Consider the following 16,546-nt stretch of genomic DNA (forward strand, 5'->3'; position numbering starts at 1 on the left):
CAGCGAAAAGTTGAACAGCGATACACCTGTTGCAGACCAGACGGACCATCCCGGGGAGCCGATCGCCGTCACGGCGGCCGGCGCCATTCCCTGGCGCGTCACCAAGGGCGCCCTTGAGGTCCTGCTGATTCACCGGCCCAAGTACGACGACTGGTCCTGGCCCAAGGGCAAGCTCGACGCCGGGGAAACCATCCCCGAGTGCGCTGTCCGCGAGATCAGGGAAGAAATCGGCCTCAAGGCAGCCCTCGGGATCCCCCTTCCTCCGACGCACTACCATGTGGCTGCCGGGCTGAAGGTGGTGCACTACTGGGCGACGCAGGTCAACGGGTCCATCATCAAGCCGGACGGCAACGAAGTGGACGCTTACATGTGGGCCGCGCCGGACAAGGCGGCGCGTTTCCTGAGCAACCCGACGGACGTGGGTCCCCTCCAGGCGCTGGCGAAGGCCCACCTTAATGGTGAGCTGGAGACGTGGCCCCTGATTCTGGTGCGCCATGCCAAGGCAAAGCCGCGGTCCTCCTGGACCAAGGCCGAGGGCAGCCGGCCGCTGGCCGTGACGGGTCAGCGGCAGGCGTTGGCCGTGGAGCGGCTTCTGGGCGTATGGAAGCCTCTGCGGATCGTGAGCAGTCCGTGGGCCAGGTGCGTATCCACCATCGCGCCGTACGCCAAGTCAGCCGGAGCCAAAGTGAAACTTGTCGAGGCCCTGACGGAGCACAACCACCAGCGGAGCCCGAAGAAGACGTCCGCCGTCGTCGAGGGTTTGTTCGACAAGCAGCGCGCGGTGGCGTTGTGCACCCACCGGCCGGCGCTCCCCACCGTCTTGAAGACGCTTGGAGAACGCATGGGTCCGGAGCTTCACGAGGCGCTTCCGGCCCAGGACCCGTACCTGGCCCCCGGCGAGATCATCGTGTGCCACGTGGCCCGCGGAAACGGCCAGCGCGTAGTGGCCGTGGAACAGATCAAGCCCTTCGACGACTGACTCCAGTAAGCTGGGTGCGTGAGCATCCCAACCCCATATGAAGACCTCCTGCGCGACGTCATGGCCAACGGCACGCACAAGTCGGACCGCACGGGCACTGGCACTCGGAGCGTTTTCGGCCGCCAGCTGCGCTTCGATTTGAGCCAGGGTTTCCCGCTCATCACCACCAAGCGGGTGCACTTCAAATCACTGGCCCTGGAGCTCTTGTGGTTCCTCCGCGGCGAGTCGAACGTGAAGTGGCTCCAGGAGCAGGGCGTCACCATCTGGGATGAGTGGGCAGACGCCGACGGCGAACTCGGCCCGGTGTACGGCGTGCAGTGGCGGAGCTGGCCGGCTCCCGACGGCGGCCACATCGACCAGATCGCCGAACTCATGAAGGGCCTGGCCGCCAACCCGGATTCGCGCCGGCACATCGTTTCGGCCTGGAACGTGTCCGAGATCAAGGACATGGCCTTGCCGCCGTGCCACGCGTTCTTCCAGTTCTACGTTGCCGACGGCAAGCTGTCCTGCCAGTTGTACCAGCGTTCGGCCGACATGTTCCTGGGTGTTCCGTTCAACATCGCCTCCTACGCGTTGCTGACCTGCATGCTGGCCCAGCAACTGGGCCTTAAGCCCGGCGATTTCGTCTGGACCGGCGGAGACGTCCACGTTTACGACAACCACGTTGAACAAGTCACCGAACAGCTCTCCCGGGAGCCGTACGAGTACCCGCAATTGCGCTTCGCCCGCAAGCCGGACTCGATCTTCGACTACACCTTCGAGGACTTCGAAGTAGTCGGCTACCGCCACCACCCCTCCATCAAAGCGCCCGTGGCGATATGAGCAACCACGAAACTCCTGCCGCGGAGTCCCCTTCCTCCGGGGAGGGCGCGGAAACGCTCACCGGAATCGGCCTGGTGTGGGCACAGACCGGCAGCGGAGTGATCGGCAAGGACGGGACCATGCCATGGCACGTTCCCGAAGATTTGCAGCACTTCAGCCGGCTGACCACGGGGCACCCGGTCATCATGGGCCGGAAGACGTGGGAGTCTTTCTCCGCAAAGTACCGTCCTCTGCCCGGCCGCACCAACATCGTGGTGACCCGGCAACACGGCTGGGCGGACTCGCCCGAAGCACGTGGCGCCGTCGTCGTCTCCTCACTTGATGCCGCACTCCTCGAGTCCCAGTTCGCACCGGGCGGCCAGAATGTCTGGATCATCGGCGGAGGCGAAATTTACCGGCAGTCCATGGACATCGCGAATGTCGCCGTCGTTACGGTCATCGATTCCGACATCGACGGCGACACCTTCGCGCCGGAGTTCGGTGAGGCTTGGAATCTTGAGGCGACGCAACCGGCTGAGGGCTGGCTGACCGCCAAGAACGGCACCAACTACCGCATCGCCACGTGGCGCCGGACGGAAGACTGAGAATGCTGAAGAAACCTGAGACCCTGTTCGTGCTCGGCTACATGCTGTTGCCGCTCTTCGCGCTCTTGTCCGCGATCGTCGGGCTCACCATGATCCTGGGCGGCAACAAGATCCTGGGGATCATCGTCCTGATAGTGGTAACCCAGGTTTTCGCTTTCGGCGCGTTCTACGCCCTGCGTGCCCGAAAGGCGGCCCTGCTGGAAGAACCCGACGCCTCACCCAAGTAGCTCGCATTAGATGTCGTTTAGAGGGCTCATAACGACACCTATTGCCAGTCAGTTGGGTCGTGACGTAACCGACAGCGGCCGGGAGCCGCGAAAGTCTAGACTGGTTCAATGACTACAGCAGCTAATCCGTCCGTTGGACTGGTCGGTTGGCGTGGCATGGTCGGCTCCGTCCTGATGCAGCGCATGCAGGAAGAGGGCGACTTCGCCAACATCAACCCGGTATTTTTCTCCACCTCGAATGCGGGAGGTGCCGCGCCGTCTTTCGCTGGTACAGCAGAAGGTGCCGCAGGCAAGCTCGAGAACGCGTTCGACATTGAGACTCTTGCCAAGCTGCCGATTATTGTCACAGCCCAGGGCGGCGACTACACGAAGCAGGTCCACGGCGAGCTTCGCAGCCGCGGCTGGGCCGGGCTCTGGATCGACGCCGCGTCCACGCTGCGCATGAACGACGACTCCATCATCGTGCTGGACCCCATCAACCGCGACGTCATCGACGCCGGCCTGTCCGGCGGCGTGAAGGACTACATCGGCGGCAACTGCACAGTTTCCTGCATGCTCATGGGACTCGGCGGCCTGTTCAAGAACAACCTGGTCGAGTGGGGCACCTCCATGACCTACCAGGCGGCGTCGGGCGGCGGTGCCCGCCACATGCGCGAACTGCTCAACCAGTTCGGCACCCTCAACAACGAAGTCAGCAGCGAACTGGACGATCCCGCCTCCGCGATCCTGGAAATCGACCGCAAGGTCCTGGCCACCCAGCGCACCGGCGTCGACGCCACCCAGTTCGGCGTGCCGCTTGCAGGCTCCCTGATCCCGTGGATCGACGCCGACCTCGGCAATGGCCAGTCCAAGGAAGAGTGGAAGGCCGGGGTGGAAACCAACAAGATCCTCGGCACCGGCAACGGAAAGCCGGGCAAGGACCATGTGGTCATGGACGGGCTCTGCGTCCGTATCGGCGCCATGCGCTCCCACTCCCAGGCACTGACGCTCAAGCTGCGCGAGGACCTGTCCGTCGCCGAAATCGAAAAGCTCCTGGACGCCGACAACGAGTGGGCCAAGGTTGTGCCCAACACGAAGGAAGCCTCCATGGCCGACCTCACCCCGGTGGCTGCCTCCGGCACCTTGGAGATCCCCGTGGGCCGTATCCGCAAGCTCGAGATGGGTCCTGAATACATCAGCGCGTTCACCGTGGGCGACCAGCTCCTTTGGGGCGCCGCCGAACCGCTGCGCCGCATGCTGAAGATCGCTACCGGCACCCTCTAGGCGTCCTGCCTTATTCAACTAACCCGCAGTTGATGTCGTTTTGAGAGCTCATAACGACATCAACTAGGGGGGAGCCCGCGGGGACTTGCGAGGGCTGGGAGCCTGCGGGGATTAGTTGGGTGCCGTCAGCTCTCCATGAACCGCAGGTGCTTCGCCGCCTGGAGTTCGAAGGATCGTTTGGCCGCAGGGGCCAGTCCTTCCGCAGCGAACGGTTCAGGCACGACGACGGCGCTCCGGCCGGTGCCGCTGCGGGACCAGGTGCCCACCACTTCGCCGCCTGACACAATCATCCGCTTGAAGACCCCGTTGCCCCCAGGAACGACTTTCTGGAAATGCCCAGGGGGCAGGACAAGGCTGCGGTCCTTATACCCGAGCAGGAATTCATCGAATCCAGGCAAGGCGAGGACCGTACGCGAGCCGGGAACGCCGTCGTCGAGCAGTGCCGCCGTCTCGGGCGACAGCCAATAGGACGTTTCCCGGAAGACGAGCTCAACGAGTTGGCCGCGGATGGCCTCGTGGGCTGCCCGGACTTCGGCTTTGGGAATCTGGCTCCACCACGCGAAGTCCGCGAGTGTGGCCGGTCCGTGGCTGCGAATATACCTGAGCAGGAATTCGGCAATTCCTTCTCCACGGTCGAGGCGCCGGGATTCCGGAATCCACTCATCGAAGGCGACGAACAGTTGCTGTCCCAGGGCTCTGCCTGCCGTGCCCGCCGGAGGACCTTGCACCAGCCAGGCGTTCTGGCACAGAATCCAGAGCAAATGGATGCCGCGTTGGGCCGACGTCACTTGGCCAGCGGATTCGAAGATCTTGAAAAGCTCCTCGCGCGTGGCGCCAGGACTGCCGCAGACGCGTTCGAGGGCCAGGTCCCGGCACGTCGCGACGTCCGTCTCGTCGATGCCGAGTTCCCGGTGCCGTGCGGCAACAGAACGCATGGATCGCTCTGTGGTGATGGCGAGGATCCAGCGCAAGTCCTGCGGCGGAACCAGGTGCAGCGTGCCTCGCATAGGCCAGGACCGGACCACTGTGCCGCTCTCCAGCGCTTCCAACACCTTGGATAGTCCGGAACCGGGGACCCTCTCCCCCACGGCCCAGAACGCCGAGGCAAGGTCTTGAGCCTGCATGGCACCCATCCGGGAGACGCATTCCTCCGGGCTACCGAAACCCCCAAGCAATCCTTGGCTCGCGAGCCGCATCCTGCCCATGACTCCGGGGGTGACCCTGATCCTCGCCGAAGCTGCCATGGCCCCATCGTAGGACGCATGGCGGACAGCTTCAGTCCTCAATTGCTCGCAGGAGGAACTCCCATGCCGCTCACAGGGGCCGTCCAGCGGGCCCTCCTACTCTAGGGGAATGCTGTTCGGTGAGTTAGGTCCGCTGCTGCGGCCGCTCAGCCGGCGGTTAGCAGCCGCTGGTTGGTGCGCTGCCGCCGTCGGGCTTGTCTGCGGCTTGGCCATAGCTGTTGGTGCGGGGGTCCGGTTATCCCCGTCGATGCAGACTGTCCAGGAGGTTGGACTTGCCGCCACAGGCGCGGCCGCCCTGCTCCTGGGCCTTGCAGCCGCGAGCCAGCCATCGTCCGATCGGCGCGTTGACGATCCCGAATCCGGGTTCACGGGCGCGAACGATCAAGTGCGCAGTTTCCTGCTCGCCGCGATTGTCATGCTCCTGGGCGTGGCCGGCTTTGCGGCGGCAGGCTGGATTTCGCCGGGCGGTCCGTCGCCCCAGAGCATGGCGTTCAGCCAGATCTTCCTCTTGGGGGCCGCGAGCTGCGGACTGACGTTCCTCTTGCTCAACAAGGTCCATCCGACCGGAAAGCGCTGAAGCGCGTTCCTCGCGGGGACCTACGCAGGCTCCTACAGGGCCAAACCGATCAGTAGCGGCTCCGGGTGCAGTTCGATGCCAAAGCGCTCGACGACGCCGCGGCGCACCTCGCGCGCGATGGCCACAAGATCCTCCGCGCTCGCCCCTCCGCGGTTGGTGATGGCGAGGGTGTGTTTCGTGGACAGCGAGGCCCGCCCGCCGGACACGCCCGCGGGATCGAGTCCGAAGCCCTTTTCGAAGCCGGCCTGGTCGATCAGCCAGGCTGCGGACAGCTTCACGAGGCCGTCGTTCCCGGCGGGGTACTGCGGCGCTCCCTCGGGCAGCGAGGCAGCTGCGGTGGCCGGAACAATCGGGTTGGTGAAGAAGGAACCCGTGGAGTACGTATCCCTGTCCGAAGCGTCGAGGACCATGCCCTTGGAGGCGCGCAGCCGCAGGACTTCGCGCCGGACGTCGTTGGAATACGCGCGCTTCCCGGCCTCGACCCCGAGGGACCGGGCCAACTCCGCGTACCGGATGGGCGCACTCATGCGTCCGAGCGGCAGCTGGAATTCAACCGTCAGCACGACGTAACGTGGCGAGCCCTCGGTGGTGGTCTGTTTGAGGATGGAATCCCGGTAGCCGAACTTGAGCTCCGAGTTGGTGAAGGTTTGCACGGCGTTGCGTTCGCGGTCCCAGGTGCGCACGGCGGCGATGGTCTGGGACACGTCGGCACCATAAGCGCCAACATTCTGCACAGGAGTGGCGCCCGTGGCACCCGGGATGCCGGAGAGGGCTTCCAGCCCGGACCACGCGTGCAGCACCGAGTGCCCCACAAGGGCGTCCCAGTTGTGCCCTGCCTGGACCACCACGGAAACGCCTCCGCAGCTGTCTTCCGAGTTGACGGTGAAGCCCTGCGAAGCGATCTTCAGCACAGTGCCCGGGTATCCGGCGTCGGAAACCAGCAGGTTGGATCCCCCGCCGATAATGAGCAGTTTCTCGCCCGCAGCATCCGCCGAGCGGACGGCGTCGATGATTTCCGCCTCGGTGCGGGCCTCCACAAAGGCGCCGGCAGGGCCACCAACGGCGGCCGTGGTCAGTTCGGAAAGCATCGTCTGGGTCACCAAACAAGCCTAGCTGGGATTCGTTGTGCCAGCCGACCCCGGGGCGCGCCGGTCAGGCGCGCGCCCCGGCGCGCGAGCTGATTACTTACGCAAGTTTCACAACGGCTTGGGACTTCATGAGGACCTTCTGGCCGCCGAAGGTGACGGTCAAGTCGATGCGCGCGGTGCGGGCCTCGGCGTCGAGCGCTCCCACCACTCCGGCAACCTCGATCACGGCGCCGGGCTCGCTGGTACCGGTGGTGTCGGCGACCAGCACGGGCTTGGTGAAGCGCGTCTGGTAGTCGACGACGGCGGCAGGGTCGCCGGCCCAGTCGCTCACCAACTGCACGGCAGAGCCCATGGTGAACATGCCGTGGGCGATGACTCCGGGAAGCTCGACGCCGGTGGCGAAGGATTCGTTCCAGTGGATCGGATTGAAGTCGCCCGACGCGCCCGCGTACTTGACCAGGTCCTGGCGCGTGACCTCGATGCTGCGGGTGCCGATTTCCTGCCCGACGGTGAGTTCTTCAAGTTTCAAGCTCATGGCTACTGTCCCTCTCCGCGGACCAGGATGGACGACGTGGTGGTGGCGACCTTTTCGCCGTCCAACGTTGTGATTTCCGAACGCGTCGTGATCATGGCCCCGCCGCCCATGGCGCGGACGCCGTCGACGTGCAGTTCGGCCCGCAACTGATCCCCGGCAACGATCGCGCGGTGGTGCGTGAAGCGCTGGTCGGCGTGCACCACGCGGCTGAAGTCGATCCCTGAATCGGGGTCCTCGATCAGCTGGGCATCCGCCCGCTGGGCGACGATGATGGCGAAGGTCGGCGGGGCGACGAGGTCGCTGTGGCCAAGCGCTTTGGCGGCTTCGACGTCGAAGTGGGCGGGGTGGGTGGCCTTCACGGCCCGGGCGAACTCCCGGATCTTTTCGCGGCCGACGTCGTACACCTCTGAGGCAGGGTAGCTGCGGCCCTGCAAATCCGGGTTAATAGTCATGATCCAACCCTATCGGCCCCTGAGCCGGTAAGAAGAGCCGGACGGCTACTCCGTGGCAGGCGGTCCGAACCATCTGGTGAGGGCGTCGGCGAGGCCCCGTTGGGAGCCTTCTCCGACCCAGGCCACATATCCGTCGGGCCGGATCAACACGGCAACGGGGGCGGGGACTGCCCCGATTGCGGGAAGCTCCCAAGTCCCGGGGTAGGTGGCGTCGATCAACTGAACGCGGTCCGCCCACGGCGTGATGTCGATGCTGCCGGGCTCGCCAAGGTTGAGGAGCACCGGCTGGGCACTGTGCAGCAGGCTGAAGACACGCAGCGGGCCGACGGGGGTGGCGAGGTCGAGATCGGGCATGCGGCGTCCGAGCAAAGGGTGCCCCTCGCCGACGTCGTAGTGTACATCGAGGCCGGACTGCATCGCCGCGAAGCGCTGGCGCGGCTCCTCCATGCCGAGGAGCTCGGCCACGACCTCGCCCACGGCTTTCGTGCGTTCGTCCTGGCGGCGGAGCGCGACACTCGCCATCGTGTTGCGCAGCACGCGGGCGGCCACTGGGTGGCGCTCGGCGTGGTAGCTGTCGAGGAGGCTTTCCGGCGATGTCCCCTTGACCACCTGCGCCAGCTTCCATCCCAGGTTCACGGCATCCTGCACGCCGGTGTTGAGGCCCTGTCCGCCGTCGGGGGCATGCACGTGTGCCGCGTCGCCGGCGAGGAGGACCCGTTCGTCGCGGTAGTTCGCGGCCTGCCGGGTCATATCGGTGAAACGGGAGATCCAGATGGGACTGTGGGCCCCATAGTCCGTCCCGCATACGGCGATGAGCGCCTCGCTCAGGTCCTGGAGGGTCGGCTCGTTCGCGGCCCCGACGTGCTCTTCGGTCACCATGACCCCGACGGGTCCACCCTCCGCGTAAACGATCTTGCCGTCGTGGATCTTGTAGTCGAGCTTGCCGAACGAGTGGATGCCAAAGGCGTTGGTGTGGACGCCCAGTGGCGGCTGCTCGGCCATTTCGACCTGGGCGATCAGGGCGCTGGTGGTCGGATCCCACCCCGGGAACTCGATGCCGGCCGCCTTACGGACCAGGCTGCGGCCGCCGTCGCACCCGACGAGGTATTCCGCGCGCAGCGACTCGCCGGCGGACAGCCCGACGTCGACGCCGGTCCCGTCCTGCGCGAAACCGGTCACCTCGCGCCCGTAGTAGATCGGCACCGCCAGCTCGGCGACCCACCCGGCCAGGATGCGCTCGATGTGGTTCTGCCACAGGCCGACCCCGTAGTTGTGCCGGGTAGGAAAGTCGCTGAGGTCGAAACGGACGCCGCCGAACCCCGCAACCTGGGCGACCTGTCCTTCGGACAAGAAGCGATCGGCAATTCCGCGCTGGTCGAGGACCTCGATGGTTCGCGAGTGCAAACCGCCTGCACGTGAGCCGGCGAGCTCCTGGCTTGCGCGCCGCTCGACAATCGCTACGTCGACGCCGGCCAACGCCAGTTCGCCCGCGAGCATCAGCCCTGTGGGGCCTGCTCCGGCGATCACCACCGCGTGCTGGGTCATTCCGCGGGCTACTTCTTCAAGCTCTTGCGGACCTGCTGTCCGCGGACCACCATGCCCACGACATGCAGGACCAGGCCGAGCCCGATCACGAACAAGGAAGTCAGAGCAAGGCCCTGGTTATGGGAGGCGTTGCCAATGATCGTCAGGATGATCCCGACGGCGATAAGCCCCATCGCGCCGAAAACCAGCGTTTTGTAGGCGATTGAGGCCGTGGCCCAGAATTCGTTCAGCACCACCCAAGTTTAGGACACTTGCCGAAACCGCGGGTTCCACAGGGCGGGAACCGACGCAAGTGAGCGAGCGTGGCGTCAAAACCGGATATAAGCGAGCGAGCGTCCGACTCCAGCCAACGCCCGCTCACATATGGTCGCCAATCCGCCAACGCCCGCTCACATATGACAGCTTTCCAGCCAACGCCCGCTCAGCTCATCTGCAGGAGGGTTCGGGTATTTCCCTCATACGTGAGCGGGCGTCCTGAAAAAGCCGGACTTAGGTGAGAGAGCGTCGGTGGGTGCGCTTACAGAGAGGGCTGGACCCCGAAGGCTACCGCGAGCTTCATGATCTTTTCGGCGCGGCCGAGGCGCGGAAGGTCGGAGCCGTCGCGGATGACCCTGCCGTTGGCTTCGAAGTCGTTCATGAAGTCCGTGGCCCAGGCGACGTCGGACGGCGTCGGGCTGATGACTTCGTTTATGACCGTGGTCTGGTCAATGGCCAGGCAGAGCTTGCCGGTCATGCCCATGGTCACAGTGATCCCGGTCTGCTCGCGCAGGATCGGGTGGTTGGTGCCGACGGTGGGGCCGTCGATGGGACCCGGAAGGTTGCCCACGCGACTGGCGACGACGAGCTTGGCACGCGGGTACGCCATTGCCTCAGGCGTGGCGGCCATGCCCGTGTCCCGGCGGAAGTCGCCCGAACCGAAGGCGAGGCGGAAGGCACCCTGTGCGCGGGCGATGTGGTTGGCTTCCTCGATGCCGAGGGCCGACTCCACGAGCGGGATGACCGGGGTCTTGCCGTCCATGCGGTGGAAGGACTCGGTGACCTGGTCCGCGGACTCAGTCTTGGCGAGCATGACTCCCAAGAGACCTGGCGTGCCACGGAGGCCGGCGAGGTCATCGGCCCAGAACGGGCTGGTGGCGTCGTTGATGCGGACCCAGGCCTGGCCGCCGGCGGTCAGCCAGTTGATGACGTTGTCGCGGGCAATGTCCTTCTGCGACGGGTCCACGGCGTCTTCAATGTCAAGGATGATGGCGTCCGCGCGCGACGAGGCCGACTGGTCGAAAAGCTCCGTCTTCATGGCGTTCACAAGGAGCCAGGAGCGGGCAATCTCGGCGGGAATGTTGCGGGTGGACCGAATGGACTCGGCGGCGGTGCTAGACGTCATGTATCTACCGTATCCGGCCAGCCACCAGGAACGCTAAGAATCGGGCACCGGTGTGAGCATCAATACGAACAAAACGATTGTGACAGCCAGCCCCAGCCCAACTGACTCGCAGTAGGTGTCGTTATGAGCCCTCAAAACGACACCTACTGCGAGTCAGTTGGGTTTAACGCGCTTTAGGGGAGCTTGCTGCCCCGCGCAGCCACCCACAGGCCATACCACTCAGCGCGCGTCATTGCTGCGGCAACGGCGGGAGCATCCGCGCAGGCAGCGATCCGCGCCGGGTTGGAACTGCCCAGCACCGGGGAAATTCGCGCCGGATGCTTCATGAGCCAGCCCAACAACACGGACTCAGGAGTGACGCCCTTTGCTTCCGCGAGCTGGGCGACCAGAGCGGCAGTCGCAGTGTCCGCGGCAGTCGGGAAAACCGGCGTCGAGCCCGTGTACCGGCCCTGGGCGAGGGAACCGTAGGCCTGCAGTTCGATCCCCTGGCCGACGCAGTGTTCCAAAGTGCCGTGCGGAAAACTGTAGCCGAGGGCGTCGTCGTGGTTGACCAGGACCCCGCTCTCGAGCCACGCCCGCCGGTGCAGGCTCATTTCCAGCTGGTTGGCCACGATCGGCACCTCCAGCTGGTCCTGCAGGAAGGCGATCTGCGCGCCGGACATGTTGGACACGCCCAACTGCCGCACCTTACCCTCCGCCATGAGCTGCCCGACGGCGGACGCCACCTCTGCGGGTTCCATCAGGGGATCGGGACGGTGGAGCAGCAGCACGTCGACGTAGTCGGTCCTCAGCCGTTCCAGGCTTCCATTGACCCGCTCCAGGATGGCGTCCTTGCTGAGGTCGTAATGTCCATCGACGCCGGGCTGGCTCAGCCGGATTCCGCACTTGGTCTGGAGCTGGATCTTTTCCCGCAGCCCCGGCGTCCGGGCGAGGACTTCGCCGAAGACGGCCTCGGCCTTGCCGCTGCGGTAGATGTCGGCATGGTCGAACAGGGTGATCCCGATGCCCATGGCGGCTTCGATCGCGGCCGCGGCCTGCTCGATTTCGGCAGCACCGTATTCGCTGCCCTCCCAAGGACCTCCGAGGCCCATGCATCCATAAATTAGCCGGCCCGCGGCAGTTTCACTCTTTGCAGTCATTTTCCAACTCTTTCACAACGCAACTAACCCGCAGTTGTTGTCGTTTACAGCCTTCAAAACGACATTAACTGCGAGTTAGTTGGGCGAGGGATAGGGGCAGGGGTGAGGGACTAGACGATCCAGGCCGTCGTGTTTGCCGGGAGCTTGCCGCCTTCGAGCGGTGCGCTGCTCACGACGACGGTGCCTTCCGGAAGTGCCACGGGCTCGGTTCCGAAGTTCGTCACCGACTGCCAGCCGTTGGGGCGCACGAAATGGAGCACCGACTCGTGGCTGGACGGGATCCACTCCAGGTCCTCGGCCGCCCGCAGTTCCGAACGCAGTTCCAGGGCCTTGCGGTATAGCTCCAGCGTGGAGCCGGGAACGTTCTCCTGCTCCGCCACCGCGTAGTCCGCGAACCATTCAGGCTGCGGCAAGTGGGCATGTCCCTCGCCGAAGCCGAACGACGAACCCTCGCTGGTCCACGGCAGCGGGACACGGCAACCGTCACGGCCGACGTCGACTCCCGGGTTGCGGAAGAACGCCGGGTCCTGGCGCTGGCCGGCCGCGATGTCGCCGACTTCCTGCAGTCCGAGTTCTTCGCCCTGGTACAGGTACGCGGAGCCGGGAAGGGCGAACATCAGCAACGACGCGGCGCGGGCGCGGCGCAAGCCGAGCTCGGCGTCGACGTCGGCGGCCGAACCGCCGTCGAGCAGCCACTGCTTGCCGTCCTGGCCCAGGCCGTCACGGCCGCCGCCCGCGGGCAAGCCGTAGCGGGTGGCGTGCCGGACGACGTCGTGGTTGGAGAAGACCCAGGTGGAAGAAGCACCGGAGGCAGCGGCTTCGCTGAGGTTCTTCGTGATGATGTCGCGGAACTGGCCTGCGTCGAAATCAGCCTGGAGGAGGTCGAAGTTGAATGCCTGGCCCAAGCCGTCTGGGCTGGCATAGCGGGCGCGGCGGTCAGCGTGCACCCATGCTTCGGCGACGGCCGTCCGGGGCGGGTTGTACTCATTGAAGACCTTGCGCCACTCGGCGTAGATCTCATGCACCTCATCGCGGTCCCAGAACGGGTGGGCGCCCAAAGCGTTTTCGCCCTCCTTGGGCAGCTCGGTCTTCGACGGCAGAACCTCCGGCAGGTCTTTCGTGAGCGCATGGGCGACGTCGATGCGGAAGCCGTCCACGCCACGATCGGACCAGAAGCGCAGGGTCTTCAGGAAGTCCTCGCGGACCTCGGGGTTGTCCCAGTTGAAGTCCGGCTGCTCCTTGGTGAAGATGTGCATGTACCACTGCCCCGGGGTGCCGTCCGGTTCGGTGATGCGCTCCCAGGCCGGGCCGCCGAAAATCGAGTCCCAGTCCGCCGGGGGCAGTTCGCCGTTCTCGCCCAGACCGTCGCGGAAAATGTAGCGCTCGCGGGCTGCCGAACCCTTCGGTGAAGCCAGCGCCTCCTTGAACCATTCGTGCCGGTCCGAAGAGTGGTTCGGCACGATGTCCGCGATCAACTTGATGCCCGCAGCGTGCAGGGCGGCCGCCATCTCATCGAAGTCTGCAAGGGTGCCCAGCTTGGGGTCAACGTTGCGGTAGTCATCGACGTCGTAACCACCGTCAGCCAGGGCCGACGGGTAGAACGGGCTCAACCAAACGGCGTCGATGCCGAGGGATTTCAGGTACGGAACCTTGGCGGTAATGCCCTTGATGTCGCCCAGTCCGTCGCCGTTCGCGTCGGAAAAGCTGCGCGGGTAGATCTGGTAGACAGCCGCTTGGCGCCACCAGTTCGGATCGGCCATGCGCTCGGAGCGCTCGGAGTCGAAGTGGGTGGCCATGGTGACGGTGGAGGACAAAGGGAATCCTGTTCTGTGTCGACGCTGCGATGGACGGGCGTTTATTTAGAATCTAAATTTAGTGCCTCTAGTATTATGTGACGCATACCAACAGAAGGTCAACAGCCATGCCCGATATCGCGACTGCCACTCCGCAGATGCTCCGGCGGTTCAACGCGGCCACCGTGCTCGGAGCCATCCGCGCTTCCAACGCCGTGACTGTTTCGGAGCTGATGGACGCCACCGGCTTGACCCGCGCCACCACCATTTCCGTGTGCGAAGACCTCATGGCCCGGGGCTGGATCCGAGAGCTGGAGAACCAGCGTGACTTCGGCACGTACCAAAAGGGCCGCCCCGCACGACGCTTCGAGCTCGACGAAAGCGCCGGCTGCGTCTTGGGGATCGACGTCGGCGTGCTCAAGACCACCGTTGTGGTGGCCGATCTGCGCGGCCACACCATCGGACGGTCCAGTGGACCATTTCGCGCCAGGGAGATCGAAGCGGAGGAACGGATCCGGGTTATCAGCGAAACCGCTCTCCTTGCCCTCGAGGCTGCCGGAGTGGCACCGGACAAAGTCCTCGCGGTGACGGTCGGGCTTGCCGCCCCGGTGGGCCGCGACGGAAACATCCTCGTCAGCCAGCCGTTCTGGAGCCTGTTCGACGTCGGGCTGAAGAAGGCCCTGCACGATCTGCACGGATGGGCTGTGGTGCTGGAGAACGATGCCAACTTGGCGGCATTGGGCGAATGTTGGCGCGGCGCCGGCAGCGGCGTCCAGGACTTGGCAGTCCTCCTTGCCGGTGAACGTTTCGGCGCGGGCCTGGTGGAATCCGGCCGTTTGCTTCATGGCAGCCGCGGCGGCGCTGGCGAGATGGCCTACCTGGACATGGTGGACGGAGTCGGATCGGCGGACGGCCTCGCCGCGCTGGCCAGATTGTGGGCGGCGGAAGCCCTGGCGGGAAAGTCGAAAACCACACTGCGGACGGCGGCCCCCGCTGGCCAGGAGGTCACGGCACAGCACGTCTTCGCCGCTGCTGCCGAAGGCGACAAGGTTGCGTTGGACATCCTGGACCGGCTTTCGGATCGGCTGGCCCGGGTAGTCTCCACGGTGGCCATCATGCTCAACCCGGAGCTCGTGGTGATCGGCGGCGCGGTGGCAGCTTCGGCGTCGGCCCTTCTTGAGCCGACCGTCCGGAAGCTGGCTGCCTACACCGCCACTCCCCCGCGGTTGGCAGCGTCGCCGCTGGGCGACGCGATTGTTGGCATCGGCGCAGTCCGCCACGCACTCGACCGCGTGGAGAAGAACTCCCTGGACCTGGTGTTGCGGCGGCCCAAGACCTTCGGCAGCTAGTCCGGCATCGCCATGGTGCGGAGGTCGAGCTGGCGCAGCACCCGGTCCGCCACCTCGGGATCCATCCCCGGTTCGCTCCGTGCCGCGACCACTTCCTGGCGCGCGGCGTCGAGGGCGATGGTCTGGACTGCTATCGCCAGTTCCCTGCCGCGTTGGCGCTTTTCAACGTCTGTTTCGTTCTTCAAGGTCCCGTCAAGCAGCTCGGCGTGCAGGCGGGTCATCTTTTCCTTGACGAGCGCCACCTTGTCCGCCGGCAATTCCTTCATCAGATCGTGTTCCTTGAGCGCGGAGATTGCGGCGGTCTGGGCGCGCTTGGCCAAGAGCCGCGCGGCATCCTTTTCGTGCGAGCCGTCTTCGGATGCCTTGAGCACGCGCATAAGCCAGGGAAGGGTCAGCCCCGGCAGCACCAGGGTGGCCAGCAATACCGCGCAAGCGATGACCAGAATTTCGTGCCGGGCGGGGAAGTCGCCCCCATCGGCAATCGTGAGCGGGAGGGCCAAGGCGAGTGCGAGCGTCGCGAGGCCGCGCATGCCACACCAAGTCAGGATCAGGACCTCCTTGGGGGACGTCGGCTGCAACAGGTTCTTCCGCTTGCGGGCCGAGATCGCCAACAGCCCGAGCCACGCGAAACGGACAACGAACACCAGCACGCACACCGCCACGGCCGGGCCGATCATGCCGTAAACGGCCGCTCCCTCGTCCCGGATCACATGCCGGATCTCCAACCCCACAAGTCCGAACGCCAGGCCCGTCGCGAGGAGTTCCACCACATCCCAGAAAGCGGTGCGCGTGACACGTTCGGCCGCGTCCTGGGACCGCGCGTGCCGCTGTGTCTCCAGCGCCGTCACGACGACGGCGATCACCCCCGAAGCGTGGAGTTCTTCCGCCAGGATGTAGGCCGCGAAGGGAATCACCAGGGTCACGGCGCTTCGGGCCACCATGGAGGTGACCAGCTTGGTGATCAGCCTCGTCAACCAGCCCATCGCGATGCCGACGATGACGGCCAGTGCCGCACCGATCACGAATTGGAGCACGACGCCGGCCCCCAGCTTGGTGCCGGAAACCGTCGCCGCCACCGCGGCCTGGAAGATCACGATGGCTGCAGCGTCGTTGAACAAGCCCTCGCTCTGGAGCACCGTGATGAGCCTGCGCGGCATGTGGACGCGGCCGGCGACGGATTCAACCGCAACCGGGTCCGGCGGAGCCACCATGGCCCCCAGCGCGATCGCCGCAGGAATGCCGATCCCGGGAATCATGAGCCACGCGGCTCCGGCAACTACAGCCGTGGAGACCACAACAAGGGCGACAGCCATGAGCAACAGCGTCCGCCATCGGACCCGGAACACCGCCCAGGAGCTCTTCTGCGCGGTCGCAAAGAGCAAGGGAGGGAGGAATATCGGCAGGATCAGTTCGGGCGCAAGCTCAAAATCCGGGAACCCCGGGATGAAGGTCATCGCTGCAGCCAGCAACAGCATCAACACCGGGTACGGGAGCCGCAAGCGGTCCCCCAAGCCCACGGCCACGACCGTTGCAAGCAGCAATCCAACAATGAGTGCCAACTGGTCCAT

At 65.4% G+C, this 16,546-nt stretch carries 17 protein-coding genes; 7 read left to right on the plus strand and 10 right to left on the minus strand.

Translation table 11 applies throughout. The features are described 5' to 3' along the window. Window positions 1-10: 10 nt before the first annotated feature. The 5 genes from OIT41_RS15625 to asd all read left to right on the plus strand — a co-directional run bounded on the left by OIT41_RS15625 (window position 11) and on the right by asd (window position 3,875). Complete coding sequence (locus OIT41_RS15625) at window positions 11-979, plus strand: NUDIX hydrolase (protein WP_264636759.1); 969 nt, start codon at window positions 11-13, stop codon at window positions 977-979. An 18-nt stretch (window positions 980-997) separates the two neighbouring features. Then, a complete protein-coding gene (locus tag OIT41_RS15630) occupies window positions 998-1,801 on the plus strand; it encodes a thymidylate synthase (RefSeq protein ID WP_284763903.1) in 804 nt (267 codons plus the stop codon). Continuing rightward, window positions 1,798-2,385 carry a dihydrofolate reductase gene (locus tag OIT41_RS15635; RefSeq protein WP_264636760.1) on the plus strand — a complete coding sequence of 196 codons (588 nt, stop codon included), beginning with the start codon at window positions 1,798-1,800 and terminating at the stop codon, window positions 2,383-2,385. Before OIT41_RS15630 ends, OIT41_RS15635 begins: the two co-directional genes overlap by 4 nt. 2 nt (window positions 2,386-2,387) lie before the next feature. After that, window positions 2,388-2,612 carry an NF038396 family protein gene (locus OIT41_RS15640; RefSeq protein WP_264636761.1) on the plus strand — a complete coding sequence of 75 codons (225 nt, stop codon included), beginning with the start codon at window positions 2,388-2,390 and terminating at the stop codon, window positions 2,610-2,612. 108 nt (window positions 2,613-2,720) lie between these two features. Next, window positions 2,721-3,875, plus strand: a complete 1,155-nt coding sequence (gene asd / locus OIT41_RS15645; RefSeq protein ID WP_078108050.1) for an aspartate-semialdehyde dehydrogenase — start codon at window positions 2,721-2,723, stop codon at window positions 3,873-3,875. A 125-nt stretch (window positions 3,876-4,000) separates the two neighbouring features. On the opposite strand, the gene OIT41_RS15650 is transcribed toward asd, so the two are convergent. Further along, the gene (locus OIT41_RS15650; RefSeq protein WP_264636762.1) at window positions 4,001-5,119 is read right to left on the minus strand and encodes a winged helix DNA-binding domain-containing protein; all 1,119 of its coding nucleotides are present in this window, start codon (window positions 5,117-5,119) and stop codon (window positions 4,001-4,003) included. Between the two features lie 109 nt (window positions 5,120-5,228). Here OIT41_RS15650 and OIT41_RS15655 point away from each other — a divergent pair, with 109 nt between their 5' ends. Then, the gene (locus tag OIT41_RS15655) at window positions 5,229-5,696 is read left to right on the plus strand and encodes a hypothetical protein (protein ID WP_078108048.1); all 468 of its coding nucleotides are present in this window, start codon (window positions 5,229-5,231) and stop codon (window positions 5,694-5,696) included. A gap of 32 nt (window positions 5,697-5,728) precedes the next feature. Here the strand turns inward: OIT41_RS15655 and OIT41_RS15660 are convergent, their stop codons facing one another. The 8 genes from OIT41_RS15660 to OIT41_RS15695 all read right to left on the minus strand — a co-directional run bounded on the left by OIT41_RS15660 (window position 5,729) and on the right by OIT41_RS15695 (window position 13,650). Continuing rightward, window positions 5,729-6,796 carry a UDP-N-acetylmuramate dehydrogenase gene (locus OIT41_RS15660; protein WP_241707068.1) on the minus strand — a complete coding sequence of 356 codons (1,068 nt, stop codon included), beginning with the start codon at window positions 6,794-6,796 and terminating at the stop codon, window positions 5,729-5,731. 85 nt (window positions 6,797-6,881) lie between these two features. Then, entirely contained in the window at window positions 6,882-7,319 is a 438-nt protein-coding gene (locus OIT41_RS15665; RefSeq protein WP_264636763.1) for a MaoC family dehydratase, read from the minus strand. Window positions 7,320-7,321: 2 nt separating this feature from the next. Continuing rightward, entirely contained in the window at window positions 7,322-7,771 is a 450-nt protein-coding gene (locus OIT41_RS15670; RefSeq protein ID WP_078108045.1) for a MaoC family dehydratase N-terminal domain-containing protein, read from the minus strand. Window positions 7,772-7,816: 45 nt separating this feature from the next. Then, window positions 7,817-9,316, minus strand: coding sequence for an FAD-dependent monooxygenase (locus OIT41_RS15675; protein WP_264636764.1), 1,500 nt, complete (start codon window positions 9,314-9,316; stop codon window positions 7,817-7,819). An 8-nt stretch (window positions 9,317-9,324) separates the two neighbouring features. Then, window positions 9,325-9,549 carry a DUF3188 domain-containing protein gene (locus OIT41_RS15680; RefSeq protein WP_241707065.1) on the minus strand — a complete coding sequence of 75 codons (225 nt, stop codon included), beginning with the start codon at window positions 9,547-9,549 and terminating at the stop codon, window positions 9,325-9,327. Window positions 9,550-9,833: 284 nt separating this feature from the next. Continuing rightward, a complete protein-coding gene (locus tag OIT41_RS15685) occupies window positions 9,834-10,697 on the minus strand; it encodes an HpcH/HpaI aldolase/citrate lyase family protein (RefSeq protein WP_241707064.1) in 864 nt (287 codons plus the stop codon). Window positions 10,698-10,870: 173 nt separating this feature from the next. Further along, a complete protein-coding gene (locus OIT41_RS15690) occupies window positions 10,871-11,836 on the minus strand; it encodes an aldo/keto reductase (protein ID WP_264636765.1) in 966 nt (321 codons plus the stop codon). A 110-nt stretch (window positions 11,837-11,946) separates the two neighbouring features. Next, window positions 11,947-13,650 carry a glycoside hydrolase family 13 protein gene (locus tag OIT41_RS15695; protein WP_241707062.1) on the minus strand — a complete coding sequence of 568 codons (1,704 nt, stop codon included), beginning with the start codon at window positions 13,648-13,650 and terminating at the stop codon, window positions 11,947-11,949. A 107-nt stretch (window positions 13,651-13,757) separates the two neighbouring features. On the opposite strand from OIT41_RS15695, the gene OIT41_RS15700 reads away from it, so the two are divergent. Continuing rightward, window positions 13,758-14,978: an ROK family transcriptional regulator gene (locus tag OIT41_RS15700; RefSeq protein ID WP_264636766.1), complete on the plus strand. Its 1,221-nt coding sequence runs from the start codon at window positions 13,758-13,760 to the stop codon at window positions 14,976-14,978. Here OIT41_RS15700 and OIT41_RS15705 read toward each other — a convergent pair. Continuing rightward, on the minus strand, window positions 14,975-16,546 hold the full coding sequence (locus OIT41_RS15705; RefSeq protein ID WP_264636767.1) for a Na+/H+ antiporter: 1,572 nt from the start codon (window positions 16,544-16,546) through the stop codon (window positions 14,975-14,977). The genes OIT41_RS15700 and OIT41_RS15705 overlap by 4 nt on opposite strands.

It is taken from the genome of Arthrobacter sp. YA7-1 (assembly GCF_025960325.1).
GTDB classification, from domain to species: domain Bacteria; phylum Actinomycetota; class Actinomycetes; order Actinomycetales; family Micrococcaceae; genus Arthrobacter; species Arthrobacter bambusae_A.